We start from the raw sequence: 24934 nt of genomic DNA on the forward strand, positions 1-24934 counted from the left end.
GGGGGAAGTCAGGCGCGTGCAAGGGGGTACTCCGGCATGCGCAGTGTGGCAGGCCCTGCCCGCCTTGCACAGAACCGAAGCGGCAATGGTGTCTTGCCAAGCACGCAACGCCGCTCTAGCACTCCGGCCGAAATTCACGAGATGCCGTCATGCCCGGCCTTGTGCCGGGCATCCACGTTCTTCGCGCCATAAGCAGGGACGTGAATGGCCGGGACATAGGCGAGCGGAAGTGACGCCGTCCTTTGGCCGGCTATGCCGGCCATGACGAAACGGAGGAAGAACGACCATGGCGACCCACAAACTGCTGCTGCTTCCCGGCGACGGTATCGGCCCCGAGGTGATGGGCGAGGTGAAGCGGCTGATCGACTGGCTCAATTCGGCGGGCATCGCCAAGTTCGAGACCGACACCGGCCTCGTCGGCGGTTCGGCCTATGACGCGCACAAGGTGTCGATCTCGGAAGGCGACATGGCCAAGGCCAAGGACGCCGACGCGATCATCTTCGGCGCGGTCGGCGGTCCCAAGTGGGACGCGGTGCCCTACGAGGTGCGCCCCGAAGCCGGCCTGCTGCGTCTGCGCAAGGACCTCGGTCTGTTCGCCAACCTCCGTCCTGCCGTGTGCTATCCGGCGCTGGCGGAGGCCTCGAGCCTGAAGCGCGAGGCGGTCGAGGGCCTCGACATCATGATCGTGCGCGAGCTCACCGGCGGCGTCTATTTCGGCGAGCCCAAGACCATCACCGATCTCGGCAACGGCCAGAAGCGCGCCATCGATACCCAGGTCTACGACACCTATGAAATCGAGCGCATCGGCCGCGTCGCCTTCGAGCTTGCGAAGAAGCGCAAGAACAAGGTGACGTCGATGGAGAAGCGCAACGTCATGAAATCGGGCGTGCTCTGGAACGAGGTCATGACCCAGGTCCACAAGCGCGAATATCCCGACGTCACGCTCGAGCATCAGCTCGCCGATTCCGGCGGCATGATGCTGGTGAAATGGCCGAAGCAGTTCGACGTCATCGTCACCGACAATCTATTCGGCGACATGCTGTCCGACATCGCTGCGATGCTGACGGGATCGCTCGGCATGCTGCCCTCGGCCTCGCTCGGCGAGGTCGACGTCAAGAGCAAGAAGCGCAAGGCGCTGTACGAGCCCGTGCACGGTTCGGCGCCTGATATCGCAGGCCAGGGCCTCGCCAATCCGATCGCGATGATCTCGTCCTTCGGCATGGCGCTGCGTTACTCCTTCGACATGGGCGCGCTCGCCGACAAGGTCGACGCCGCGATCGCCGCGGTGCTGGCCAGCGGCCTGCGCACCGCCGACATCAAGTCGGAAGGCACCACTGCCGCCTCGACCACGCAGATGGGCGAAGCGATCCTGAAGGAATTGCAGAAGCTGCACGCCTAGAGCCGTAGCCCGGATGGAGCGAAGCGAAATCCGGGTTTCTTGCCGCGCGTTGAAAATCCCGGATTGCGCTTCGCTCCATCCGGGCTACACGACAAACAAAAATGGCCGGGCGTAAGCCCGGCCATTTTGCTTCGGTCGATATGTCCGCCTCAGTACAGCGGGAAATTCTGCGGATAGCCGCCAACATCCTGCGGCGTGCTCAGCGGCTGGCGATCGATCGGGCGGTTGAGATTTTCGCGCGCGAAGGTCGGGTAGCCCACCGCCGGCGGGAAGGCGTAGTCGGAGAACTTGCGGTCGCCCGGATTGACCTCGGTGCCGCCGTCGAGCCAGGAGCGCTTGCTCACATAGATGCGGGTGCGGCCCTGCTGATAGGTCGCGTTGGGGCCGCTCGGACCGTAATAGGGACGGCCGTTGTCATAGCGCTGCTTCTTGGTATCGGCCGAGGCGGGTGTCGCGAAGGCTGAGGACATGGCAACCACGGCGCCGGCCGCAAGCCACATCGCCAGTTTGTTCGCGGCAGAGAAATTCGAGCTCATCACGTCCCCTTCAGGCGGCAAGCCGCCAATCAATTTCACCCTCATACTAACCCGGCCGGGGCGGCTGCAACTAGGTCTATTGGGTCACACCAGCGCTGAATAATCGTGCGCGCCGGCAAAAGTTGCATGGATACAGCCACTTGAGCTTGATGCCGGTCAAAGCGCGCCGCGCAATTGCGCATTGGCGGCGCCGAGCAGCCAGTCCGACGAGCCCGGCGGTGCGCAGGGACGGCGCTTCAGCTCCGCATGGGCGAACAATTCGGCCAGCTTCGGCTCGTTGCCCGAGGTCAGCAGCGTCAGCCGATTCAGCGTGCAGGCGATCGCCGCGCGCCGGGCGGGCAGGCTGTCGCCCTGGCAGGAAAATCCGGAGATCTGGAGCGCCGGCTCCTCGCTGCGCTTGAGGTAGCCGAGGCAGGCTCGCGCGCCCTCCGCGGTGCCGCTCGGCCGGAACAGGGCGACCGGGCCGAACTTGGTGTCGATCAGGCCGGCTTGCTCCAGCGGGGGCGCGGTGCCCAGTCCCATCCGGACGGTCAGGTCCATCGCTGCCGGACGCGCCACGTCGAATTCGCCGCCTTCCCGGTAAATCTCGAGCTCGGCCACGGCCTCGTCCGCCTCGCTCGCCCAGCGCATCACGTCCCTGCGGCCGCCTTCGGGGTGCCTGAGGATGGTGTAAGAGGCTGTCTTTTCTGACGAATCGAGCCGGCTGAGGGCGAAGGCCGGAGGCGACCGGTCGGCCACACTCCAGCCCGGCTTCAGCGCCGGCTCGTCGTCGCGCAAGTTTGGCAGCTGGCCGAGTGCCGACAGGCCGAGGATGGCAAACAGCACCAAAGCCCCCACATAGGCGAACAGGCGTGCCAGCGTGCCGACGACCTCGTCGGCGAAGGCTGCAAGCGCCAGATGGATCTGGGTGGGGTTTGCGGCCGTGCTGGCCTCGGGCGACTGCATCCACGTCCCTAAGGCATGGTCCAACGTTGTCTTGAGGCCGGTTCTCGCATAGAAGCGCTGCTCTTCCTGTTTAAGCCTCAGCTTCAGGAACGAGCTTTTTCGTCGGAGAGTGAACGATGGGTTACAAAGTCGCAGTCGTCGGCGCGACCGGCAATGTCGGACGGGAAATGCTCAACATCCTCGATGAGCGCAAATTCCCAGCGGACGAGGTCGTGGCCCTGGCGTCACGCCGCAGCATGGGCGTCGAGGTCTCCTACGGCGACCGCACGCTGAAGGTCAAAGCGCTCGAGCATTACGACTTCTCCGACGTCGACATCTGCCTGATGTCGGCCGGCGGCGAGGTGTCGAAGGAATGGTCGCCGAAGATCGGCGCCGCCGGCACGGTCGTGATCGACAATTCCTCGGCTTGGCGCATGGATCCGGACGTCCCGTTAATCGTGCCGGAAGTGAATGCGGACGCCACCGCGGGCTTCAAAAAGAAGAACATCATCGCCAACCCGAACTGCTCGACCGCGCAGCTCGTGGTCGCGCTCAAGCCGCTGCACGACAAGGCGACGATCAAGCGCGTCGTGGTCTCGACCTATCAATCGGTATCGGGCGCCGGCAAGGATGCGATGGACGAATTGTTCTCGCAGACCAAGGCCGTCTACACCAATCAGGAGCTGGTCAATAACAAGTTTCCCGCGCGCATCGCCTTCAACGTCATTCCCCAGATCGACGTCTTCATGGAGGACGGCTACACCAAGGAAGAGTGGAAGATGATGGCGGAGACCAAGAAGATTCTTGATCCCAAGATCAAGCTCTCCGCGACCTGCGTTCGCGTGCCGGTTTTCGTCGGCCATTCCGAGGCCGTTAACATCGAGTTCGAGAATCCGATCAGCGTGGACGAAGCGCGCGACATCCTGCGCAAGGCGCCGGGTTGCCTCGTCATCGACAAGCATGAACCCGGCGGCTACGCCACGCCGTATGAAGCCGCCGGCGAGGACGCCACCTATATCAGCCGCATCCGCGAGGACGCGACGGTGGAGAACGGTCTCGTGCTGTGGTGCGTGTCGGACAATCTACGCAAGGGCGCCGCGCTCAATGCGATCCAGATCGCGGAAGTCCTGATCAACCGCAAGCTGATCAGCGCGAAGAAGAAGGCGGCGTAACTCCGCTGCCGTAGGGTGGGCAAAGGCGCGAAGCGCCGTGCCCACCATCTCTCCACGATCGCGATAGAAGTGGTGGGCACGCTACGCTTTGCCCACCCTACGAATTCAAGCCGAGTGGAGACAGGCCTACGCCACGCTTCGCGCGTTCCTGAATTCCTTCGCGTCCTTGTCCAGTACGAACAGCGATCCCTCCGCGACGCCGAAATAGGCGCCGTGGGTCTGCATCTGGCCGCTCTCGACCGCCTTCTGCACGAAAGGGAAGGTCATCAGGTTTTCCAGGCTGCGGAACACCGCGGCCTTTTCGATGCGCTCGACGAATTGCGCCATGGTCTCGTGGTCGCGCTGCTCGACCACCTCGCCCGGCTTGATGAACATCTGCATCCATTTGCCGATGAAGTCGCCCGGCGTGAGCGGCTCGATCTTGTCGACGAAGGCGCGGATTCCGCCGCACTGCGCGTGCCCGAGCACCACGATGTGCTTCACCTTCAGCACCGTCACGGCATATTCCAGCGCCGCCGAGACGCCATGCGCGTTGCCGTCGGGTTGGTACACCGGCACCAGATTGGCGATGTTGCGGACCACGAAGAGTTCGCCCGGCCCGACGTCGAAGATCACTTCGGGCGAGACGCGGCTATCGCAGCAGCCGATCACCATCACTTCAGGGAACTGCCCCTTCACCGACAGCTCGCGGTAGCGGGTCTGCTCGGTCGGCAGCCGCTGGGTGGCGAAGGCCTTGTAGCCTTCCAGCAAATGCTCTGGGAATGTGGTCATGGCCTATGCCTAATCATATACCGCTGGGGCGAACAAGCCTTTCGAATAGGCAGGCCAGATGCTATCCGCTTCGGTCGGAAGTGAGACGAGGAAACGGAAGGAACGCTTGCATGACCCGCCCGCGCCGCAGCCATCTGTTCATGCCCGGCTCCAACCCCCGCGCGCTGGAAAAGGCGCGTAATCTCGCCGCCGACGGCCTGATCCTTGATCTGGAAGATTCCGTCGCGCCCGATGCCAAGGCCGTGGCGCGCGACGGCATCGCCGCCGCGATCGCCGCCAAAGGGTTCGGCAAGCGCGAGATCCTGATCCGGACCAACGGTCTCGACACGCCGTGGTGGGCCGACGATGTCGCGATGGCGGCGAAGGCCTCGCCGGACGGCATCCTGGTTCCAAAGGTTTCAAGCGTCGAGGACCTCGACACGATTGGCCGCCGTCTCGCCGAGCTCGGCGCGGCGCCGAGCGTAAAAGTCTGGGCCATGATCGAGACCGCGCGCGCGGTGCTGCATGCCGAAGAGCTGGCGGCCGCGGGGCGCGATCCCAAGAGGCGCCTGTCAGGCTTCGTGTTCGGCCCGAACGACATCTCGCGCGAGACGCGCATCAAGATGCTGCCGGGCCGCGCGGCGATGATCCCGATGATCACCCATTGCATCCTGGCAACGCGCGCCCATGGCCTCGAAATCCTCGACGGCCCCTACAGCGACATCGCCAACTCCGACGGTTTCGCCACCGAATGCGCGCAAGGCCGCGATCTCGGTTTTGACGGCAAGACGCTGATCCATCCCGCGCAGATCGAAGCCTGCAACGCGATCTTCACCCCGCCCGAAGAGGAAGTCGCGCGCGCCCGAAAGATCATCGCCGCGTTCGAATTGCCGGAGAACGTCTCGCGCGGCGCGATCCGTCTCGACGGCGCCATGGTGGAGCGGCTGCACGCCGGCATGGCGCGGCGCACGATCGAGATCGCGGATGCGATTGCGGCGATGGGCAAGGGTTGAGGGTTCGCCGCTTGCGACAGCGCTTTGCTGCGAATTCAGGAACTGGGTCGTCGCGTCACTGCCTTCGTCTCGCATTCTTTAGGGTTTCGGATGGCAGCTCACCGACCGCTCGCCGATATTCCGATGCAAAGCGCCCAAGATTCTGGAAGCCACATTTGAACGCGACGGCAACCACGCTGGTCTGCTCATCGGGATGTCGCAAGAGCTCCGTCGCCCGCTGCAGCCGGAAGCGCCGCGCGAACTGACCCGGTGATCCCCGCCCCGCCAGGGAGAATTCCCGATAAATCGTCCGCACGCTGACGTTGGCGATTGCGGCAATCTTCTCCAGATCGATTGGTTCGTCCCAATGAGCCTCGATATAGGATTCGACGATGTCGATGACGGATCGGTTGGCGCCCGGTGCCGGGCCCTGAAACCGGTCAGTGAAATTGTGCCGGTGCGCCAGAAGGATTCGAACCATCAGCGCCCGCTCAAGTTCGCCGATGGCTATGGGGGAGTAATCCTGGCCGAACCTGTCCAACTCCTCCGCGAATCTAAAGACGTCCTGACGAACATGAGTCATCACCGACGGATCAGCTTCGCCCGGGGCGAAACGCAGCTCCGTGTCGCTATCATCGCCCAGGATTGTCTTGAGCAACCGCTCGAGTGCGCCGGCATCGATCCTCAGCACCAATTGGCGATAGCCCGGCGCAAACTCGAGATCCAGCCTGGCGTCTCCGGAGATGATCGGACTGAAGGCCTCAATCAGCTCGCTGCTCCCATTGGTCCTGAAGCTCGCAGCTCCCTGGATGGAGAAGAACTGGCGGAGAATCTGCGATACTGGAAAGGAGAGCGACGCCGCACCGTCGTAGCCGCAGAACGCGAGGCCGATCGATTGCAAGCGAGCAAAATTGGCGTGGATACCGAACTCGCCGCCGTGCTTGTCGAAGCGGTCGGCGCCATATTCGGCGAACAGGCGGTCGCGCGCGAACTCGCTGTCGCGCGACTGAAGCAAAGGATACCGGTCGAGATAAGAGACGCCGCCCAAATCAGAATTCCTCCCCGCAGAGACTAGCGTATCGCCTCCCCGGCGCTGCCAATGCGAGACTGAATGAAACGGCTGTCGGACGTGACTGGATCACTCGAGGAGGCATGAACGCGCTCATGTCGGCTGCGACCAATTGTCCGATCCCCATACGCATACCTGATCCTCGGGACCACGGACTCGTGATCGATCATTGCCGGCCGCATTGCCGTCTATCGATCACGATCTTTAGGCCTTTGTTCGCAATTCAAAGCCGATGGCCTGTTCGGCGAGTCAACAAAGGTCGGGAAGTTTCTGTCCGGCTAATCGCGTTGGCGGAATCCGGCCATTGTGTCTTCGATCGGACAAATACTCTGATAATTCGATTCGTATAGCTCGTTCATGTGCTGGGTCGCGGAGCCGACGAACGGTCGGTCCTCGTGAGATTCCGAGCGAGATCATGAATTCTGCGATCGCTTGCAAGCCCACGCGCTGCAAACGGGCCATCAATTTCGGAGCGATGAAATGTTCGGTCGTAAATCCCGCGTCGATGCACAAGCTCAGATTGAGGCAATCGGCCGGTCGCAAGCCATGATCGAATTCAATCTTGATGGGACGATCATCACGGCTAACAAGAATTTTCTCTACGCCCTCGGCTACTCCCTCGACGAGATCAAGGGAAAGAAGCATGCCATGTTCGTTCCCGCCGACCAGCGCGATAGCGCCGAGTACAAGGCGTTCTGGGCCGCATTGAACCATGGCGAGTATCAGGCGCGCGAGGTCAAGCGCATCGCGAAGGGCGGCCGCGAGGTCTGGATCGAAGCGTCCTACAATCCGGTGCTCGACGGCAACGGCAAGACGGTGAGGGTCGCCAAGATTGCGACCGACATCACCGGGAAGAAGATCCGCAGCATGGCGGACGCTTCCAAGATCGCCGGCATCAGCCGTGCGCAGGCCGTGATCGAGTTCACACTCGATGGCACCATTGTCACCGCGAACGAGAATTTCTGCAACGCGCTTGGCTATTCGCTCGCAGAGATCCAGGGCAAGCATCACAGCCTGTTCGTGCCACAGACTGAGCGCGACGGCGCGACCTATCGCGAGTTCTGGGCCAAGCTCAACCGGGGCGAATACCAGGCTGGCGAGTTCAAGCGCATCGGCAAGGGCGGCCGCGAGGTCTGGATCCTCGCCTACTACAATCCATTGCTCGACGAGAATGGCAAGCCGTTCGGCGTCGTCAAGTTCGCCACCGACGTCACTGCCGAGAAGCTGAAGACCGCCGATCTCGCCGGTCAGATCGCGGCGATCGAGAAGGCGCAGGCGGTGATCGAGTTTAACATGGACGGCTCGATCATCACCGCGAATGCCAACTTCCTGAGCGCGCTCGGGTACTCGTTGGCCGAGATCAAGGGCAAGCATCACGGCATGTTTGTCGAGCCGTCGGAGCGCGATAGCAATGGCTATCGCGAGTTCTGGGCGGCGCTCAACCGCGGTCAGTACCAGGCGGCCGAATACAAGCGCATCGGCAAGGGCGGCAAAGAGGTCTACATCCAGGCCTCGTACAACCCGATCATGGATCTCAACGGCAAGCCGTTCAAGGTCGTGAAATATGCGACCGACGTCACGAAGCAGGTGCTGGTCCGCATGGGCAACGAGCGCGTCCGCGGTATGATGGAATCGGTCGCCGCCGGATCGGAGGAGCTGAACGCGTCGGTGCGGGAGATCTCCGAGGCCATGACCAAATCGCGCGAGACCGCGATGAGCGCGGTCGATCAGGTCGCCGCCGCCGACGCCCAGGCCCAGCGCCTCACTGAAGCGGCGCTGGCGATGAGCGGGATCGTCGAGCTCATCAACAACATCACCGGGCAGATCAACCTCCTGGCACTTAACGCGACCATCGAATCCGCCCGCGCCGGCGAAGCCGGTCGCGGTTTCGCGGTGGTCGCCTCGGAAGTCAAGAGCCTCGCCAACCAGGCCAAGCAGGCGACCGACAAGATCGGTGCCGAGATCGGCAGCCTCAACGGCATCTCCGGCGACGTCGTCACCGCCTTGGCTTCGATCAAAACGGCTATCAACAACGTCAGCGAATATGTGACGTCGACGGCCGCGGCAATCGAAGAGCAAAGCACGGTGACGAACGAGATGTCGACCAGCATGCAGCGCGCGGCAGCGGAAGCCGCCGCGATGGCCGCTGGTGCATGATCTTCGCGCAGACCGCGTTGACGGTCTGCTACGGGATTTGCAAGGCCGGCATGGTCGGCACGATCGAGCGAGTCCAATGTCGACGCATCGGCGCAGTAGCCGTGCGGGAATCAAAAGGCGATGCTGCGGGCCGCAGCGGCGCGCCGGGGACGCGCCCGCTTCTTAGCCCAATCGCGCCTCGCTTAGATCGTCTGGCCGCCGGACACCTCGATCCGCTGCGCCGTGACCCAACGATTGTCGGGACCGAGCAGGCTCGCGACCATCGGTCCGATATCGTCGGGCAAACCGACGCGGCCCAGTGCGGTCATCTGCGCAAATTGGTTGTTCAAATCCGGCATGTCCCGAACCGCGCCGCCGAGAAAATCGGTTTCGATCGCGCCCGGCGCAACGACGTTGGCCGTGATGCCGCGTCCACCAAATTCCTTGGCCATGTAGACGGTCAGAACCTCAATCGCGCCCTTCGCAGCCGCGTAGGCGGAAAATCCCGGAAACGAGACGCGCGTCAGCCCGCTCGAGAAGTTGATGATCCGGCCCTGGTCGGCGAGCAAGGGTAGCAAGGCCTGCGTCAGGAAGAATGGTCCTTTGACGTGCGTGGCGAACAGGGCGTCGAATTGTTGCTCCGTCGTCTCTGCGATTGCAGCCATCTCGCCCTGGCCGGCATTGTTGACGAGGTGATCGAATCTCTCGGCGCGCCAATGCCCCGCCAACGCGGATCGAACTTTTGTGACGAACGCGGGAAAGCTCGACACGGCAGTGACGTCAAGCTCCAGCGCGACGGCCTTGCGGCCGAGCACTTCGATTTCTGCGACGACGTCGCGTGCTGCGGCGGCCCCGCTGCGATAGGTCACGATCACATCGCCGCCGTGACGCGCGACGGCGATGGCGGTGTTGCGGCCAAGGCCGCGGCTGGCGCCGGTGACGAGAGAAATGGTGGGCATCGGAAATTCCTCGAAGCGTTGCGGTGATCTCCGTTTGCCCGCGATCGATCGTCCGGTGTTGCCGGATCCTCGGAGTGTCTTGCCCAACACTCCGGGGCGGCGACGGCCAGACTTGCCCAAAACTCCTGATTTTCTGCCTGAACGGCCGGTGCCGATTGCTTGGGCGCCGGGCTCGGCCTAAAATTGGCGCGTGACCGAAACGCTGCTCCAGATCGCCAGTCGTTATTCCGCGGCTCACGCCGACGACAAGGGCATCGCCAACACGCCCTTCGTCGGCGTCTCGATCATCCGCGAGACCGCGCCGAGTGCGCTCCTGTACGCGATCTCCAGGCCTCTGGTCGCACTCGTCTTGCAAGGCGCCAAACGTGTGGCGACCGGCCGGACGTCCTTCGACTTCGGTGCAGGCGATTCCTTGTTGATTGCGAGTGATGTGCCGACGGTCAGCCAGATCACGCGCGCGACGGCGGCCGCGCCTTATCTTTCGCTCGTCGTCGAGCTCGACCCCACAATCATCGAGGGGCTGGTGGTCGAGATGGGTTCGCTCCCGTTCATTCCGTCCCGGCCGCTGCGAGTCGAGCCGACGGAGCAGGAACTCGCGGACGCAGCGCTCCGGCTGTTGCGCCTGATCGACCGTCCCTCGGCTTTGCCGATCTTGCGCGGCCAGCTGATGCGAGAGCTTCATTATTGGCTGTTGGCCGGCCGCCACGGTGGAGCCATCAGGGCGCTCGGAATTGCCGATAGCCATGCACAGCGGATCGGCCGCGCGGTTGCGCTCATTCGTGCCGGCTATGCCAAGCCGTTGCGCGTCGATCGATTGGCCAGGGCCGCGGCGATGAGCCCATCGGCATTTCACGCGCACTTCCGGAGCGTCACTTCGCTGACTCCGCTACAGTTTCAGAAACAGCTTCGCCTGATCGAAGCCCGCCGCGCGATGCTGGCTGACGGTGCGCAGATCGCGACCGCGGCTCATCAGGTCGGCTACGAAAGCATCACGCAGTTCACGCGAGAATATTCCCGGCTGTTCGGCATGCCGCCTGGGCGCGACATGCGCGAGGCGAAGCGGCGGATTGAATCGGCGGCTTGATGAGTTCCCCAATGGCGACGGTTGACAGACTCTACATCCTCGACGGCGGCATTGCGCAGGTCTCGGACGGTTCGATCTATTCTCCGGGCGTCAATGTCGGCGTCCCCATGACGTTGAGCTGCAATGCCTATCTCGTCAGTCATCGTGGCGAATGGCTGATCTGGGATGCGGGAATCGAGGATGAGCTATCGAAGCATCCCGAAGGACGCATCATCGCCCATGGCATCGTGCGTCGTCCCATCGCGGATCAATTGGACGAAATCGGGGTGAGGTCCCGCGATATCAGCACGATCCTGCTTTCCCACGCGCATTTCGATCATATCGGAAATGTCGATCTGTTCGAGAATGCAACATGGATCGCTCAGCGGGCTGAATTCGAGGCCATGTTCGGACCGGAGCCTGAAGAATTCGGCTACTCACTACAGCACTACAAATCGTTGAAGGAGCGGCCTTACGAGATCGTCGATGGTGACCACGACGTATTCGACGACGGCGCTGTGCGCATGATCTTCACGCCGGGCCATACTCTCGGGCATTGCTCGCTGATGGTGAGGCTACCGCGGCGCGGCGCCGTGCTGCTGAGCGGCGACGTCGCGCACAATCGCGAGAACCTCCGGCACATGCGCGTGCCGTCCTTCAATGCCGACCCGCAGGCAACGGTCGCGTCCATGGCCAAAGTGGTCGAGCTGCTTCGCTCCGAGAATGCCGAGATCTGGATCAATCACGATGCGGCTGAGAGCGACGAGCTGCCTCACGCGCCAGACTGGATCGTGTAAGGGCGCGTCACCGCGGCATGATTGCGGCACGATCGAGCGATTCCAGCGTCGAGGCATTGGCGCAGAAGCCGTGGTAGTTCTCCACGGCGGTGCCGTCGGCCAGCTCGCGATCGCACTGGCCCTTGTGGCTGCAAAGTGCGCACACCCGCTCCATGTCGCGCAGCAGCAGCGGATGCGCGCGGCCGAGCCCTTCGGCGCTGATGCCGAGCTGCTCGAGCATCTTCGGCAGCTCGTCGGCGGAGTGCTTGCCGTGACGGACCAGCTCCTCCAGATCGTCAGGCGCGATCCGCAAGTCTTGCGCGATCCGGTCGAAATCGGCCCGGTCGAGCTGCCGGATCTCGTTCAGCTCGCGGCGATGCTTCAGCCAGCTTGCAAAGGACTCGATGAGGTCCTGGACAATGGGATAAGGCCTGGTTGCGGTGCTCATGCGAAGCTCCATTCGAACGGCGGAATTGGAGCGAGACTAGGCACAATGGTGCAGCTGCGCGTTGCGCTGGATCAAACACAACTCTCGTGGCCCGGACGCGCTGCAGCGTGTCGGCGACGGGTGCAACGTGATCGCCTGTCAGGCGCAATTCCTTCGACATCGTCATGGCCGGGCTTGACCCGGCCATCCACGCCTTACCGGATAGCGCGAAGAACGTGGATGCCCGGGACAAGCCCGGGCATGACGACCTTTTACGAAGTTTCTATGCGGTTTCCCCAGGGCACAGGGGAGAGTTACCCGAACCGCTCCGCCGCCCACGCATACAGGCTGCCCGGGATCGGCTTCTCGCCGCCGCGGCCCTTGGGCGAGATGTGCAGGCCGATGATGTCGCGGTCGGTGACGAGGCCGAGATAGCTTGAGGGATCGAAGAACAGTTTTGGCTCGGCATGCACGGCGTAGAACGATTGCTTCGGCAGTGCGTTTTGCAGCTCGCCGGTCCGGCGCGCGAGCGCGGTGAGTGCCGCCGGCCCGAAGATCGCGACGCGGATGTCGGAGAGGCGGTTCGAGCCGCCGCGCAGGCGGCGCATCGCAAACGTGACGCGATGGCGCAACGACAGCCAGTTCGGCGTCAGCTCCTCCTGCTCCATCAGCTCTTCGAAGGCGGCAACGATGCCGTGTTCGGTCGGAAGGTAAATCACGGAGTTGCCGAGCTGGCGTGGCCGCTCCCACGCGAAGTAGGGCTTTGCCGGATCGATCTCGACCGGCCTGAGCAGCAGCACGTCTGCATCGAGCCAGAGGCCGAGGCCCTTCGCCATCAGCTTCATGCGGAAGAAGTCGCTGAACTGAAGCGTGGTCCAGTCGCGCCAGCTGCCGTCCGGCTGCGGCGGTCGCAATCGTTCGGAGAACGCATGCGGCAGGATCGCCTCGGCATCCGCATTCGCGATGCCTGCGGGCAGGCCGGGAATGGTGTCGAAGCTGTAGACCGTGACCTTGTGGCCGGCAGCCAGCTGCGAGCGCAGACAGGTCCGGCGCAGGGCATCCATTGGGCCGTGCCAGAAGGTGACGATGTCAGGCAACATGGGCGCAAGCTATAGAGGACAACGCTGGCAAAGAAAAAGCCCCGGCGCTGTCAGCACCGGGGCTCGAAACTCAGATCAACCTCAGGCCCAGGCGCGTTCGCGCTTGAGCTTGTCCTCATAGGTGTCGATCGAGGCCTTCTTCTCCATCGTCAGGCCGATGTCGTCGAGGCCGTTGATCAGGCAGTGCTTGCGGAACGGGTCGATCTCGAACTTGACCTTGCCGCCGTCGGGACCGCGGATCTCCTGGTTCGGCAGGTCGATCGTCAGCGTCGCGTTGGCGCCGCGCTCGGCGTCGTCGAACAGCTTGTCGAGGTCTTCCTGGGCAACGCGGATCGGCAGAATGCCGTTCTTGAAGCAGTTGTTGTAGAAGATGTCGCCGAACGAGGTCGAGATCACGCAGCGGATGCCGAAGTCGAGCAGCGCCCAGGGCGCGTGCTCGCGGCTCGAGCCGCAGCCGAAATTGTCGCCGGCGACCAGCACCTTCGCATTGCGATAGGCGGGCTGGTTGAGGACGAAATCAGGATTCTCGCTGCCGTCGTCCTTGTAGCGCTGCTCGGAGAAGAGCCCCTTGCCAAGGCCGGTGCGCTTGATGGTCTTGAGGTACTGCTTCGGAATGATCATGTCGGTATCGACATTGATGATCTTCAGCGGCGCCGCGACGCCTTCCAGCGTGGTGAACTTGTCCATGGTTGCGCTTTCCCGGGATGGTCTAGGGAACCGGTATTTATCGCGATCGGGGCCGAAATCCTAGGCCGAATTCGGCAGGTCTCGTCTGTCTAGCCGGGCTCTTGAGCCTCGATCGCGGCCATATCGTCGTCCGAGAGGCCGAAATGATGGCCGATCTCGTGGATCAGGACGTGGCGGACGATATGGCCGAGGCTCTCGTCGTGCTCGGCCCAGTAATCCAGGATCGGCCGGCGGTAGAGCCAGACCATGTTGGGCAGCCGCGCCACGTCGCCGAAACTCTGCTGCGGCAGGCCGACGCCCTGGAACAGGCCGAGCAGGTCGAACTCGCTCTCGCATGCCATCTCGTCCAGGACCTCCTCGGTGGGGAAGTCGTCGACGCGGATGATCACGCCCTCGCACAGCCTACGAAACCCCGCCGGCAGGCGTTCGAACACTTCGTGCGCCATCGCTTCCATCTCGGCCAGCGAGGGCGCTTTCAATTCCGTCCACATGGGCTTCTCATAGCGTGGGTTTCGCGGCGATGCATCCGGCTTTATAAGCGCGGCGAGGTTGACGGGCGCCGTCAAAACGGGGAGCGTAGGGCCTCGAAGTGGACGTTCAAATGGGCGGAAAAATGCGAGCGAAAACAGCGCTGACGCTACTGTGCATGGGGTTGTTTTCGCAGTTTTGCGTTGGCGCGGAGGCCCAGACCGCGGCTCCCGGGATCAGGCTGGCCCAGGCAGCCTCGCGAGACGATCTCCCGGCGCCGCGCAAGCGGCCCCCGGCGCGCCTGCGCGTCACGCCCTATTACACTCCGGACGGCGTCTATCCGCGCTACAATCCCGGTCCCGATGCGGTCCGCGAGTGCAACGCAACCTATGTGCAGGAATTTCGGCCGAGCGGCACGGTGATCGTGCCGCACATGAGCTGCTACTGGCGCCGGGGCTGATACGAACGCCGTGCCCGTCGCGCGCCTGAGGCGGAGGTCGTCATGACGAGATGGTTCGCATTGGCGGTTGCCGTCGGGCTTGCCGCAGGCCTGCCTCACGCGTCCGCTGCGCACAGGGTGACGAAGCTGCCCGATGCGTCGGCCGGGCGCGCGGTGTTCGACGGGCGCCGACATGTGCGGTCCGACGTCGTGCGATACGCTCCGCGTCCTGATCCGCATTACTACGCGCGGCCTGTCTACTACCGCCCTTATCCTTACGGCGTGCCCGCACCGTTCGTGCTGGGCTTCGGGCCGTGGTGGTGACATCGCGGCACGACACCGGGCTCCTCGTTCATTCATGAGGCATTCACGTCGCTGTCCCTAATTTAATCTTGGGAGCGACCGCCAATGAACAGGGATGACGCGCGCCGGGAGCGAGCGTCGCAACTCCGCTGTCCAGATTCAGGGAGAAGTCGATGCTGAGGATATTGGGTCTCAAGGCAAGCCCGATGCGCTTGCTCGGAATTGCGACCGCCGCGACGCTGATGCTGTCGGCCGGGACCACGCGTCCTGCTGAAGCCATGACTCCAATCAATCCGACGGCGTTGCCGGCGGCAAAGGCCGCAAGCGACGACATGATCCCGGTTCGCCACGGTGGCGGCGGACATGGCGGTGGTGGACACGGCGGCGGCTTCCACGGCGGAGGCGGCTTCCACGGTGGCGGAGGACATATCGGTGGCTTCCGCAGCGGTGGTTTCCACGGTGGTGGCTTCCGCGCCGCGCCCGCCTTTCATGGCGGCGGCTATCGCTACGGCGGAGTTCGCCACTATGGCGGAGGCGGATTCCATCGCTACGGCATCTATCGCCCCGCCTATTACGGCCATCGCCATTTCCACCGGCGCTACTATGGCGGCTACTATCCCTATTACAGCCATCCGCGCCGCTGCCGGGTCATCTGGACCTATTACGGCCCGCGCCGCGTCTGCCGCTGGCATCGCTGGCACCATCCGTACCGCTATTGGTGATGTGAGCTGCTGCTAGCTCCGCACGCGTCATGGCCGGGCTTGTCCCGACCATCCACGTTCTCTGGGCTTGTGCAGAAAGTTCGTGGATGCCCGGGACAAGCCCGGGCATGACGGAGGATGTGGCCTACAGCCAATCCTTCAGTTTCCACGTCGCCGACGTCCAGCGCGTGAGGTTCTCCAGCTTCCACTGCTTGAACATCGCCGGCGGCCAGCGGCTGAGCTTCGAGGCCTCCTCGACCTCGGGCCTGGCGATCATCCGCAGCGGTGCCGCGCGCCGCCGATGCTGGGGCGTCGCCGCGCTGATCAGATCGACATATTCAGGTTTGCCGGCCATGAGCTCGTGTCCTCGCGAAACCCTCGCGAGGACGCAGTGTCGGCGCTGGCGATTAACGGCGGTTTGCCGCGATCGCTCAAATTGCAGCGAGCAGCTTACCGCCACTCCCTGATGTCGACGAAGTGACCCGCGATCGCCGCGGCTGCCGCCATCGCCGGCGACACCAGATGGGTGCGGCCCTTGAAGCCCTGGCGGCCCTCGAAATTGCGATTCGAGGTCGAGGCGCATCGCTCCTCCGGAGCCAGCTTGTCCGGGTTCATCGCGAGGCACATCGAGCAACCGGGCTCGCGCCATTCGAAGCCGGCCTTGATGAAGATCTTGTCCAGACCTTCAGCCTCGGCCTGCTCCTTCACGAGGCCGGAGCCCGGCACGACCATGGCGTTGACGCCGCCTGCGACCTGCTTGCCTTCCGCGATCTTGGCGGCGGCGCGCAGATCCTCGATCCGGCCGTTGGTGCAGGAACCGATGAAGATGCGGTCGAGCTTGATATCGGTGATCTTCGTTCCCGCGGTCAGGCCCATATATTTCAGCGCGCGGTGCTTCGACAGGCGCTTGGCCTCGTCGGCGATCTTGTCGGGATCGGGCACGCTGCCGGTGACCGAGATGACGTCCTCGGGCGAAGTGCCCCAGGTCACGATCGGCGGCAGCTTCGCTGCATCGAGCCGCAGCTCGTGGTCGAAATGCGCGCCTTCGTCGGAGCGCAACTTCTCCCAGTAACGCATCGCCGCGTCCCAATCCGCGCCCTTCGGCGCCTTCGGACGATCGCGCAGAAAGTCGAACGCCTTCTGGTCCGGCGCGACCAGGCCGGCGCGCGCGCCACCTTCGATCGACATGTTGCAGACCGTCATGCGGCCTTCCATGCTGAGCGCACGGATCGCGTCGCCGGCGTATTCGAGCACGTAGCCGGTGCCTCCCGCGGTGCCGATCTCGCCGATGATCGCGAGGATGATGTCCTTGCCCGTCACGCCATCCGGCAATTTGCCGTCGACGGTGACGCGCATGTTCTTTGCCTTCTTCTGGATCAGCGTCTGCGTCGCCAGCACGTGCTCGACTTCCGAGGTGCCGATGCCGTGCGCGAGCGCGCCGAACGCACCATGCGTCGAGGTGTGGCTGTCACCGCAGACGATGGTGGTGCCGGGCAGCGTAAATCCCTGCTCGGGTCCGATGACGTGGACGACGCCCTGACGCTTGTCGAACTCGTCGTAATATTCGATGCCGAATTCCTTGGCGTTGTCGGCCAGTGCCTTGATCTGCTCGATGCTTTCAGGGTCGGGGTTCGGCTTGGTGCGGTCCGTGGTCGGCACGTTGTGATCGACGACGGCCAGCGTCTTCTCCGGCGCGTGGACCTTGCGGCCGGTGGCGCGCAGGCCTTCGAACGCCTGCGGTGAAGTGACCTCGTGCACCAGATGGCGATCGATATAGAGCAGGCAGGTGCCGTCCTCGGCTTCGTGCACCAGATGGTCGTTCCAGATCTTGTCGTACAATGTGGTCGGCTTGGACATGAGCATCAGCTCCAGGAATGTTGTGTAGAGCGGGTTGCGCGGCTGGCGCGCGGGGCAACAAAATCGTCAGCGCAGCTTTTAGGCTGCGCGCGTAAGCTCTGACGTTGCCGAGGTCGCGAAGCGTCCGAAGAACCGGCCGGGCAGCCGCGAGCGATCGTCGATGACGACGCGCTTGACGGGCGAGGGGCTGGTCAAATCTGGAAACATTCCAAGAATATATAGCAGGCCGAATTGGAATCGCGAGGGCTTTGACGCGCACGACTGACGCAACAAAAAAGCGCGGGGTTTGGCCCCGCGCTCTCGGTAACTCGCCTGTAAGCGGAGCTTACTCGTTGACGGCAGCCGGACGGTCCTGCTTCTTCTCGACGATGCGGGCCGACTTGCCGCGAAGATTGCGGAGATAATAGAGCTTGGCGCGACGCACCTTGCCGCGGCGCACCACCTTGATCGAGTCGATCATCGGCGACATCACCGGGAACACGCGCTCCACGCCTTCGCCGTACGAAATCTTGCGCACCGTGAAGCTCTCGTTGAGGCCGCCGCCGGAACGGCCGATGCAGACGCCTTCATAGGCCTGCACGCGGGTGCGGTCGCCTTCGACGACCTTCACGTTGACGATCACGGTATCGCCGGGGCCGAACTCCGGGATCTCCTTGCTGGCGGAGAGCTTGTCGAATTGCTCTTTTTCGAGCTGTTGGATCAGGTTCATGGGTAAATCTCCATCGGCGCGCCCAGCCTTGGAAAACGGGGGCTGCGCGAAATTCGTTTATCCAGCCATTGCGGATGTGGCCGCTGCTATAAGGCAAGCCGGAGCGTTTGTCACCCGTCTGTCTTGTTTTTTGGCGTTTTTTGGCGTCCGGCCCGATTCGGGACTTTGCTCGGGATCTGGGCCCACAAATCCGGTCGCCGTGCCGCCGTCAGAGCCTCGGATTCCGCCCGCCGCCAGCTGGCGACTTTGGCATGGTCACCGGAGGTCAGAATCTCCGGGATCGGAACCTCCTCGAACAGCTGCGGCCGCGTGTATTGGGGGTATTCGAGCAGGCCGTCGGAGAAGCTTTCCTCGGTTCCCGAGGCTTCCTTTCCCATCACGCCCGGCAATAGCCGGACGCAGGCGTCGATCAGGGCCAGGGCCGCGATTTCACCGCCGGAGAGGACGTAATCCCCGATCGAGACCTCCTCCAGGCCCCGCCCGTCGATCACGCGCTGGTCCACCCCCTCGAACCGCCCGCAGACGATCAGGGGACCCGGGCCCTTGGCCAGTTCCAGGACGCGGGCCTGGGTCAATGGCCGACCCCTCGGGCTCATCAGCAGTTTCGGCCGGTCCGGGCCGATCCCGGCGGCATCGATGGCGGCCGCCAGAACATCGGCCCGAAGCACCATCCCCGGCCCACCGCCGGCCGGGGTGTCATCGACACTGCGATGGCGGTCGGTGGCCGAGGCCCGGATGTCCCGCGCCTCCAGCTCCCAGAGCCCGCCAGCCAGCGCCCGGCCGGCCAGGCTCACGCCCAGCGGCCCCGGAAACATCTCCGGAAACAGCGTCAGCACGGTCGCGCGCCAGGGTGAGGGATTGGTCATCGGATCTCAGTTATTGTCGTCCCGGACAAGCGGAGCGCAGATCCGGGACCCATAACCACCGCATTTCGTTTTGCGACGGCTGGAGCGATCAGCTTAGCTAAAAATTCTGGCCTGTGGTTATGGGTCCCGGCCCCCCGTGCGCAAGTTGCGCACTAGGCCGGGACGACCCAGGGAGGGATCCTCACCCTCGATCTCCTCCGGCAGCGCGATCACGACGCGTCCGCCGGCGATGTCGACTTCCGGCACCACCGCGTCCGTGAATGGCAGCAGCATCGTGGTGCCCTTGGGCGGCGCGATCTCGATGATGTCGCCGGCGCCGAAATTGTGGATCGCGAGCACGCGGCCGAGCGCATCGCCCGCCGTGGTGACGGCGGCGAGGCCGATCAGATCGGTGTGGTAATATTCGCCCTCGTCCGTCGCGGGCAGCTTTTCGCGCGCGACGTAAAGCTCGATGCCGTTGAGGCGCTCGGCCTCATCGCGGGTCGTGACGCCCTTGAACGTCGCAACCAGATGATCCTTGGCCGCGCGCGCCGTTGCGACCTCGAACTGGCGCTTGCCGTCCTTGGACGAGAGCAGACCGTAAGTCCGCACGGCAAATGGATCTTCGGTAAAGGTCCACAGCTTGACGGCGCCGCGCACGCCATGCGCGGCGCCGATCCGCGCGACGCAGACCAGCGCCGGCATAATCTGGCCTTAACCCTTCGCGGCGGCTTCGGCCTGCGCCTTGCGCTCCTTGCGCGGCACGGCCTTCTCGGGGTTGTTGCGCACTTCGCGCTTCTTGACGCCGGCGGCGTCGAGGAAGCGGGACACGCGGTCGGACGGCTGCGCGCCCTTGGCGAGCCAGGCCTTCACCTTGTCCATGTCGAGCTTCAGACGGGTCTCGTTGTCCTTCGGCAGCAGCGGATTGAAATAGCCGAGACGCTCGATGAAGCGACCATCGCGGGGAAAGCGCGAATCGGCGACGACGACGTGATAGACGGGGCGCTTTTTGGTGCCTGCACGAGCGAGGCGGATAACGACGGACATCTAAGCTCTCCTTCAAAGTACGTTTTGTTCGGTTGATTGGTATTCCGCGTTGCGCGAGACCCTTGCGATCTCCCGCGACGAATTCCTCATTTCTTCTTGCCCGGGAAACCGCCGAGGCCCGGCAGCATCGGCTTGCCGCTCAGCCCGGTCAGGCCCGGAACGTTCGGCAGACCCTGGCGCAGCCCGGGCGGCAAATCCTTCGGCAGGCTGGGCAGACCTTGTCCGCCGCCACCCTGCATCTTCTCCTGCAGCGCCTTCATCTCTTCCGGCGAAGGCGGCTTCATGCCGCCGCCAAAGCCCATCGCCTGCGCAATGCCGGCGAGCGGACCGCGCTTGCCCGAGCCCATGGCCTTCATCATATCGGCCATGTTCCGGTGCATCTTGAGCAGCTTGTTGACCTGCTCGACGCTCTGGCCGGAACCTGCGGCGATGCGCTTCTTGCGGCTGGCCTTGAGCAGATCGGGATGACGGCGCTCGTCGCGCGTCATGGAATCGATCACCGCGACCTGGCGCTTCAAGATCTTGTCGTCGATGCCGGCGGCCGCGATCTGGTTCTTCATCTTGGCGATGCCGGGCATCATGCCCATCAGCCCGCTGATGCCGCCCATATTGGCCATCTGCGACAGCTGCTCGCGCATGTCGTTGAGGTCGAACTGACCCTTGCGCATCCGCTCGGCGGTGCGTGCGGCCTTTTCGGCATCGATGTTGGCGGCAGCGCGTTCGACCAGCGACACCACGTCGCCCATGCCGAGGATGCGGCCGGCGATACGGTCGGGATGGAAATCCTCCAGCGCATCGGTCTTTTCACCGGTGCCGAGCAGCTTGATCGGCTTGCCTGTCACTGCACGCATCGACAGCGCGGCGCCGCCGCGGCCGTCGCCGTCGACGCGGGTCAGCACGATGCCGGTGAGGCCGACGCGCTCGTCGAAGGCGCGGGCGAGATTGACGGCGTCCTGGCCGGTGAGGCTGTCTGCCACCAGCAGCACTTCATGCGGATTGGCGGCGGCTTTGATCGCCGCTGCTTCGGCCATCATCTCTTCGTCGAGCGTGGTGCGGCCGGCGGTGTCGAGCAGCACGACGTCGTAGCCGCCGAGCTTGCCGGCCTCCAGCGCGCGCTTCGCGATCTGCGCCGGCTGCTGGCCTGCGACGATCGGCAGCGTCGGAATGTCGAGATCGCGGCCCAGGACGGCCAGCTGCTCCATCGCCGCGGGACGGTAGATGTCGAGCGAGGCCATCAGCACCTTGCGCTTGTCGCGCTGGACCATGCGACGGGCGAGCTTGGCGGTGGTGGTGGTTTTGCCGGAGCCTTGCAGGCCGACCATCATGATCGGCACCGGCGGCACGGAATTGATATCGATGGTCTGGCTTTCGGCGCCGAGCGTGTTGATCAGCTCGTCATGGACGATCTTGACCACCATCTGGCCTGGCGTCACCGACTTGACGACGGTAGCGCCGATCGCCTGCTCGCGGACCCGCTCGGTGAAGCTGCGCACCACTTCGAGCGCGACGTCGGCTTCCAGCAGCGCACGGCGCACCTCGCGCATCGCGGCGTCGACGTCCTTTTCGGTCAGCGCACCGCGCCCCGTCAGACGATCGAGAATGCCGCCAAGCCGTTCCGACAGATTGTCGAACAATGCCGTTGTCCCTTGTCCTGCCTACGCAGGGTTGCCGTATTCACCGTCGTCATGCCCCGGCTTGACCGGGGCATCCAGTACGCCGCGGCGCGTCGGCTCAAGCCGAGCTGCCTCTGGAATACTGGATCCCCCGCCTTCGCGGGGGGATGACACCTTCACGAAGCGATCTTCCAAACACCTTTACGCCCGAGGGCGCATCGCGCTGTCGGGCGTTGGCCTCTGGCCTCTGAGGCCAGTGGGCGGGTCGAAAAGAAAGCCTTTCCGAGAAAGTGGCCGGGTTAAACGCCGCGGCCGCCCGAAAGTCAAGGAAAGTTAGGGTGGCCGGGGCCGCTTTGGAAGGCAAAGCCTTGAAAAGATGAACTTTCCGGCGGCGGGTTCCTTTTCCGCAGGCCCCGCCCATATAGCGGTGATGTCCTGCCCCTTCGACCATCCCTGAAGCCAGATCCGTGCCGATCACCCGCCGCCGCCTTTTCGGACTGCTCGTCGGTGCCAGCGCATTGGTCGGCGTGCCCTCTCTTTGGATGTCCCGCATGAAAACCTATGACGGCCCGGTCTCCGACCATTTCGACGGCCTGAACTTCTTCGATCCGGACGGCGCGCCGCCGAAATCGCTTCGTGAGGTCCTGCGCTGGCAATTCGGCGGCAAGCGGCAGCGCGCGACCTGGCCGGACTGGGCGCCGAGCCCTCATGCCGACACCCCGCCGGACCGCGTCGGCGGCGACAAGGTGCGGCTCTCCTTCGTCGGCCACGCCAGCTGGCTGATCCAGACCGGCGGCCTCAACATCCTCGTCGATCCCGTCTGGTCGACGCGGGTCTCACCCGTCAGCTTTGCCGGGCCGAAGCGGCACAACGATCCCGGCATTGCCTTCGATCGTTTGCCGAAGATCGATATCGTGCTGGTCTCGCACGGCCATTACGATCATCTCGACATGGCGACGTTATCGCGGCTCGCCAAGAATTTTGCCCCGCGTGTGGTGACCCCGCTCGGCAACGACGTCACGATGCGCAGCACCGATGCGACAATCAAGGTGGACGCGTTCGACTGGCACGATCGCGTCGAGCTCGGCGGTGGGATCGCCGTGACCCTGGTGCCGACCCGGCACTGGTCGGCGCGCGGCATGTTCGATCGCAACAAGGCGCTATGGGCAAGTTTCGTGCTGGAGACGCCCGCGGGGAAAATCTACGTCGTCTGCGATTCCGGCTATGGCGATGGCGGGCATTTCCGCCGCGTCGCCGAGAAGCATGGGCCGTTGCGCCTGGCGATCCTCCCGATCGGCGCCTACGAGCCGCGCTGGTTCATGCGTGATCAGCACATGAACCCGGAAGACGCGGTGAAGGCGCTGACGGATTGCGGCGCGCAGGAAGCACTCGGGCATCACCACGGCACGTTTCAGCTCACCGATGAAGCAATCGATGCGCCGGCGAAGGCGCTGGTCGAGGCGCTCGATGCCGCGAAGGTTCCACAGGAGCGGTTCGTGGCAATGAAGCCTGGGCAGGTGGTGGAGATCTGACGCCTCCGTGCGATTTATCTCCGCTGTCGTCCCGGACAAGCGGAGCGCAGATCCGGGACCCATAGCCGCAGGGAGAAGCTTGGCGAAGATTCTGAGTTACCTGTGTCGCGTCACAACCACTCCCTGTGGTTATGGGTCCCGGCCTGCGCCGGGACGACACCGTTGTGGTGGCTGGCAGTGTGCCTCGTACGGCCTAGGGCCCCGCCTTGATCGCCCAACTCACATTCACCGTCACCGCCAGCGTTTCCTCGCCCGGCGCGACCGCGGCCTGCGGTGCGGCCATCGGAGCTGCGGCCATGCGTCCCTTGAACAGCGGCATCGGGGCGCCGCCTTCGGACACGCTGAGCGGCGCGCCGAGCGTGACGCCGGTGGCCTTGGCGTAGATCTCCGCTTTGCGGCGGGCGTCTGCGACAGCCTTCTCGCGGGCATCGTCGAGCAGTTTCGAGGCCTGCGTCACCTCGAAGGAGATGTTGCCGATATCGTTGGCGCCGGCGCCGACCAGCGTGTCGATGATAGCGGCGACCTTGGTCACGTCGCGGATCTTCACGGTGACGCGGTTAGAGGCGCGGAAGCCGACCACGGGCGAGGCGCCGGTGGATTTGTTCTGGCCGTATTGCGGCTGCAGCGACAGCCGCGAGGTCTGGTAATCCTTCTCGTCAATGCCTGCGCCCTTCAGCGCCAGCAGCACCTTGCCCATCGCGGCGTTGTTGGCGTCGGAAGCTTCCTTGGCAGACTTCGCGTCGTTGGCGACGCCGGCGTCGATCTGCGCGAGATCAGGCGCGGCGGAGATCGTGGCTTCGCCGCTCACCGAAATCGCCGACGGAAAATCGTCGGCGAGCGCAGGCGTTGCCAGCAGCGCGGCGGCAAAGGACGTAACAAGGGAGGTCAAAAGGATGGCAGGCTTTTTCATCGGTCTCACTTCAGCGGCACGAAAACATTGATCACGAGCTTGTCCTCGGCAGTCTTCAGGGGATCGGTGAGGTATTCCTCGATGAAGGTGTCCTTGGCTTCCAGCTTCTTGTCGTCGAGGTGATTGGTGATCGCCTCGTAGGTGTTGTCCATGTTGTCGTAGGAGCCGCGATGGACGAATTTCAGCGCCTTGCCCTCGGGCGATTTACCGACGCTCATGTCCTTGGGCAGGTTCTTCGGGTCCTGCTCGACCGGGATCTCGGCAAGGAAGGTGAAGCCGGTATCGTCGGTCGAGGTGTAGACGATCATCGCATTGCCGGCGGGCTTGATGCCCTGCTTGTCCAGAAGCGTGTTCAGCGCCTTGAAGGCGTCGATCAGCGTGTCGAAGGCCGAGTCCCAATTGGCAGTGCCCTTGACCATCACGACCTTCTTGGGCTCGAGCGTGGTCTCCTGGCCGAAGGGATCGGCGGTCTGGACGGGAGCCGGCGTCGCGGCCGCAGCGGGTGGCGGGGCGGCGGGGC

General features: G+C 63.9%; 29 protein-coding genes. 11 read left to right on the forward strand and 18 right to left on the reverse strand.

Going from position 1 to position 24934, the window contains the following annotated elements:
• Positions 1 to 286 precede the first annotated feature (286 nt).
• Positions 287 to 1399 (forward strand): 3-isopropylmalate dehydrogenase, encoded by a 1113-nt coding sequence (gene leuB / locus GWG67_RS37035; RefSeq protein ID WP_085348446.1) that lies wholly within the window; start codon positions 287 to 289, stop codon positions 1397 to 1399.
• Between the two features lie 149 nt (positions 1400 to 1548).
• On the opposite strand, the gene GWG67_RS37040 is transcribed toward leuB, so the two are convergent.
• Positions 1549 to 1935, reverse strand: coding sequence for a hypothetical protein (locus tag GWG67_RS37040; RefSeq protein ID WP_275174607.1), 387 nt, complete (start codon positions 1933 to 1935; stop codon positions 1549 to 1551).
• A gap of 156 nt (positions 1936 to 2091) precedes the next feature.
• A complete protein-coding gene (locus tag GWG67_RS37045; RefSeq protein WP_275174608.1) occupies positions 2092 to 2880 on the reverse strand; it encodes a hypothetical protein in 789 nt (262 codons plus the stop codon).
• 116 nt (positions 2881 to 2996) lie between these two features.
• On the opposite strand from GWG67_RS37045, the gene GWG67_RS37050 reads away from it, so the two are divergent.
• A complete protein-coding gene (locus GWG67_RS37050) occupies positions 2997 to 4031 on the forward strand; it encodes an aspartate-semialdehyde dehydrogenase (RefSeq protein ID WP_275174609.1) in 1035 nt (344 codons plus the stop codon).
• A gap of 126 nt (positions 4032 to 4157) precedes the next feature.
• Here the strand turns inward: GWG67_RS37050 and GWG67_RS37055 are convergent, their stop codons facing one another.
• Positions 4158 to 4802, reverse strand: coding sequence for a carbonic anhydrase (locus GWG67_RS37055; RefSeq protein WP_275174610.1), 645 nt, complete (start codon positions 4800 to 4802; stop codon positions 4158 to 4160).
• Positions 4803 to 4912: 110 nt separating this feature from the next.
• Between GWG67_RS37055 and GWG67_RS37060 the strand changes: the two genes are divergently transcribed.
• Positions 4913 to 5794, forward strand: coding sequence for a CoA ester lyase (locus tag GWG67_RS37060; protein ID WP_275174611.1), 882 nt, complete (start codon positions 4913 to 4915; stop codon positions 5792 to 5794).
• 55 nt (positions 5795 to 5849) lie between these two features.
• Here the strand turns inward: GWG67_RS37060 and GWG67_RS37065 are convergent, their stop codons facing one another.
• Positions 5850 to 6674: an AraC family transcriptional regulator gene (locus GWG67_RS37065; protein WP_275174612.1), complete on the reverse strand. Its 825-nt coding sequence runs from the start codon at positions 6672 to 6674 to the stop codon at positions 5850 to 5852.
• 15 nt (positions 6675 to 6689) lie between these two features.
• Between GWG67_RS37065 and GWG67_RS37070 the strand changes: the two genes are divergently transcribed.
• Both GWG67_RS37070 and GWG67_RS37075 read left to right on the forward strand, forming a co-directional pair.
• Positions 6690 to 6848: a hypothetical protein gene (locus tag GWG67_RS37070; protein WP_275174613.1), complete on the forward strand. Its 159-nt coding sequence runs from the start codon at positions 6690 to 6692 to the stop codon at positions 6846 to 6848.
• 474 nt (positions 6849 to 7322) lie between these two features.
• Complete coding sequence (locus GWG67_RS37075) at positions 7323 to 8999, forward strand: PAS domain-containing methyl-accepting chemotaxis protein (protein ID WP_275174614.1); 1677 nt, start codon at positions 7323 to 7325, stop codon at positions 8997 to 8999.
• 182 nt (positions 9000 to 9181) lie between these two features.
• On the opposite strand, the gene GWG67_RS37080 is transcribed toward GWG67_RS37075, so the two are convergent.
• Entirely contained in the window at positions 9182 to 9937 is a 756-nt protein-coding gene (locus tag GWG67_RS37080) for an SDR family NAD(P)-dependent oxidoreductase (RefSeq protein WP_275174615.1), read from the reverse strand.
• Between the two features lie 190 nt (positions 9938 to 10127).
• On the opposite strand from GWG67_RS37080, the gene GWG67_RS37085 reads away from it, so the two are divergent.
• Positions 10128 to 11021 carry an AraC family transcriptional regulator gene (locus GWG67_RS37085; RefSeq protein ID WP_275174616.1) on the forward strand — a complete coding sequence of 298 codons (894 nt, stop codon included), beginning with the start codon at positions 10128 to 10130 and terminating at the stop codon, positions 11019 to 11021.
• 11 nt (positions 11022 to 11032) lie between these two features.
• Positions 11033 to 11797 (forward strand): N-acyl homoserine lactonase family protein, encoded by a 765-nt coding sequence (locus GWG67_RS37090; protein WP_275174617.1) that lies wholly within the window; start codon positions 11033 to 11035, stop codon positions 11795 to 11797.
• Positions 11798 to 11804: 7 nt separating this feature from the next.
• Here the strand turns inward: GWG67_RS37090 and GWG67_RS37095 are convergent, their stop codons facing one another.
• The 4 genes from GWG67_RS37095 to GWG67_RS37110 form a co-directional block, all read right to left on the reverse strand.
• A complete protein-coding gene (locus GWG67_RS37095) occupies positions 11805 to 12224 on the reverse strand; it encodes a hypothetical protein (RefSeq protein WP_275174618.1) in 420 nt (139 codons plus the stop codon).
• A 293-nt stretch (positions 12225 to 12517) separates the two neighbouring features.
• Positions 12518 to 13303, reverse strand: a complete 786-nt coding sequence (locus GWG67_RS37100) for a hypothetical protein (protein WP_275174619.1) — start codon at positions 13301 to 13303, stop codon at positions 12518 to 12520.
• 81 nt (positions 13304 to 13384) lie between these two features.
• Complete coding sequence (gene leuD / locus GWG67_RS37105; RefSeq protein ID WP_018459795.1) at positions 13385 to 13990, reverse strand: 3-isopropylmalate dehydratase small subunit; 606 nt, start codon at positions 13988 to 13990, stop codon at positions 13385 to 13387.
• An 89-nt stretch (positions 13991 to 14079) separates the two neighbouring features.
• Complete coding sequence (locus tag GWG67_RS37110; protein ID WP_275174620.1) at positions 14080 to 14481, reverse strand: metallopeptidase family protein; 402 nt, start codon at positions 14479 to 14481, stop codon at positions 14080 to 14082.
• 155 nt (positions 14482 to 14636) lie between these two features.
• Between GWG67_RS37110 and GWG67_RS37115 the strand changes: the two genes are divergently transcribed.
• The 3 genes from GWG67_RS37115 (at position 14637) to GWG67_RS37125 (ending at position 15922) form a co-directional block, all read left to right on the forward strand.
• Positions 14637 to 14918, forward strand: a complete 282-nt coding sequence (locus tag GWG67_RS37115) for a hypothetical protein (protein ID WP_275174631.1) — start codon at positions 14637 to 14639, stop codon at positions 14916 to 14918.
• A gap of 42 nt (positions 14919 to 14960) precedes the next feature.
• Entirely contained in the window at positions 14961 to 15221 is a 261-nt protein-coding gene (locus GWG67_RS37120; RefSeq protein ID WP_275174621.1) for a hypothetical protein, read from the forward strand.
• 152 nt (positions 15222 to 15373) lie between these two features.
• The gene (locus tag GWG67_RS37125) at positions 15374 to 15922 is read left to right on the forward strand and encodes a hypothetical protein (protein ID WP_275174622.1); all 549 of its coding nucleotides are present in this window, start codon (positions 15374 to 15376) and stop codon (positions 15920 to 15922) included.
• A 124-nt stretch (positions 15923 to 16046) separates the two neighbouring features.
• On the opposite strand, the gene GWG67_RS37130 is transcribed toward GWG67_RS37125, so the two are convergent.
• The 7 genes from GWG67_RS37130 to ffh all read right to left on the reverse strand — a co-directional run bounded on the left by GWG67_RS37130 (position 16047) and on the right by ffh (position 21993).
• Positions 16047 to 16256, reverse strand: coding sequence for a hypothetical protein (locus tag GWG67_RS37130; RefSeq protein ID WP_275174623.1), 210 nt, complete (start codon positions 16254 to 16256; stop codon positions 16047 to 16049).
• Positions 16257 to 16351: 95 nt separating this feature from the next.
• Positions 16352 to 17758, reverse strand: a complete 1407-nt coding sequence (leuC, locus tag GWG67_RS37135; RefSeq protein ID WP_275174624.1) for a 3-isopropylmalate dehydratase large subunit — start codon at positions 17756 to 17758, stop codon at positions 16352 to 16354.
• 325 nt (positions 17759 to 18083) lie between these two features.
• The gene (gene rplS, locus GWG67_RS37140; RefSeq protein WP_275174625.1) at positions 18084 to 18467 is read right to left on the reverse strand and encodes a 50S ribosomal protein L19; all 384 of its coding nucleotides are present in this window, start codon (positions 18465 to 18467) and stop codon (positions 18084 to 18086) included.
• A gap of 110 nt (positions 18468 to 18577) precedes the next feature.
• Positions 18578 to 19333, reverse strand: coding sequence for a tRNA (guanosine(37)-N1)-methyltransferase TrmD (gene trmD / locus GWG67_RS37145; protein ID WP_275174626.1), 756 nt, complete (start codon positions 19331 to 19333; stop codon positions 18578 to 18580).
• A 117-nt stretch (positions 19334 to 19450) separates the two neighbouring features.
• The gene (gene rimM, locus GWG67_RS37150; protein WP_275174627.1) at positions 19451 to 20017 is read right to left on the reverse strand and encodes a ribosome maturation factor RimM; all 567 of its coding nucleotides are present in this window, start codon (positions 20015 to 20017) and stop codon (positions 19451 to 19453) included.
• Between the two features lie 9 nt (positions 20018 to 20026).
• The gene (gene rpsP, locus GWG67_RS37155; RefSeq protein ID WP_007598827.1) at positions 20027 to 20359 is read right to left on the reverse strand and encodes a 30S ribosomal protein S16; all 333 of its coding nucleotides are present in this window, start codon (positions 20357 to 20359) and stop codon (positions 20027 to 20029) included.
• Between the two features lie 86 nt (positions 20360 to 20445).
• Positions 20446 to 21993 (reverse strand): signal recognition particle protein, encoded by a 1548-nt coding sequence (gene ffh, locus GWG67_RS37160; RefSeq protein WP_027514978.1) that lies wholly within the window; start codon positions 21991 to 21993, stop codon positions 20446 to 20448.
• Between the two features lie 446 nt (positions 21994 to 22439).
• On the opposite strand from ffh, the gene GWG67_RS37165 reads away from it, so the two are divergent.
• A complete protein-coding gene (locus GWG67_RS37165; RefSeq protein ID WP_275174628.1) occupies positions 22440 to 23504 on the forward strand; it encodes an MBL fold metallo-hydrolase in 1065 nt (354 codons plus the stop codon).
• Between the two features lie 193 nt (positions 23505 to 23697).
• Here GWG67_RS37165 and GWG67_RS37170 read toward each other — a convergent pair whose 3' ends face one another.
• Entirely contained in the window at positions 23698 to 24414 is a 717-nt protein-coding gene (locus tag GWG67_RS37170; RefSeq protein WP_275174629.1) for an SIMPL domain-containing protein, read from the reverse strand.
• 5 nt (positions 24415 to 24419) lie between these two features.
• The coding region (locus tag GWG67_RS37175; RefSeq protein WP_275174630.1) for a GyrI-like domain-containing protein at positions 24420 to 24934 on the reverse strand (515 nt) is incomplete at its 5' end.

This window comes from Bradyrhizobium sp. CSS354 (genome assembly GCF_029051725.1).
In the GTDB taxonomy this organism is placed as follows: Bacteria; Pseudomonadota; Alphaproteobacteria; order Rhizobiales; family Xanthobacteraceae; genus Bradyrhizobium.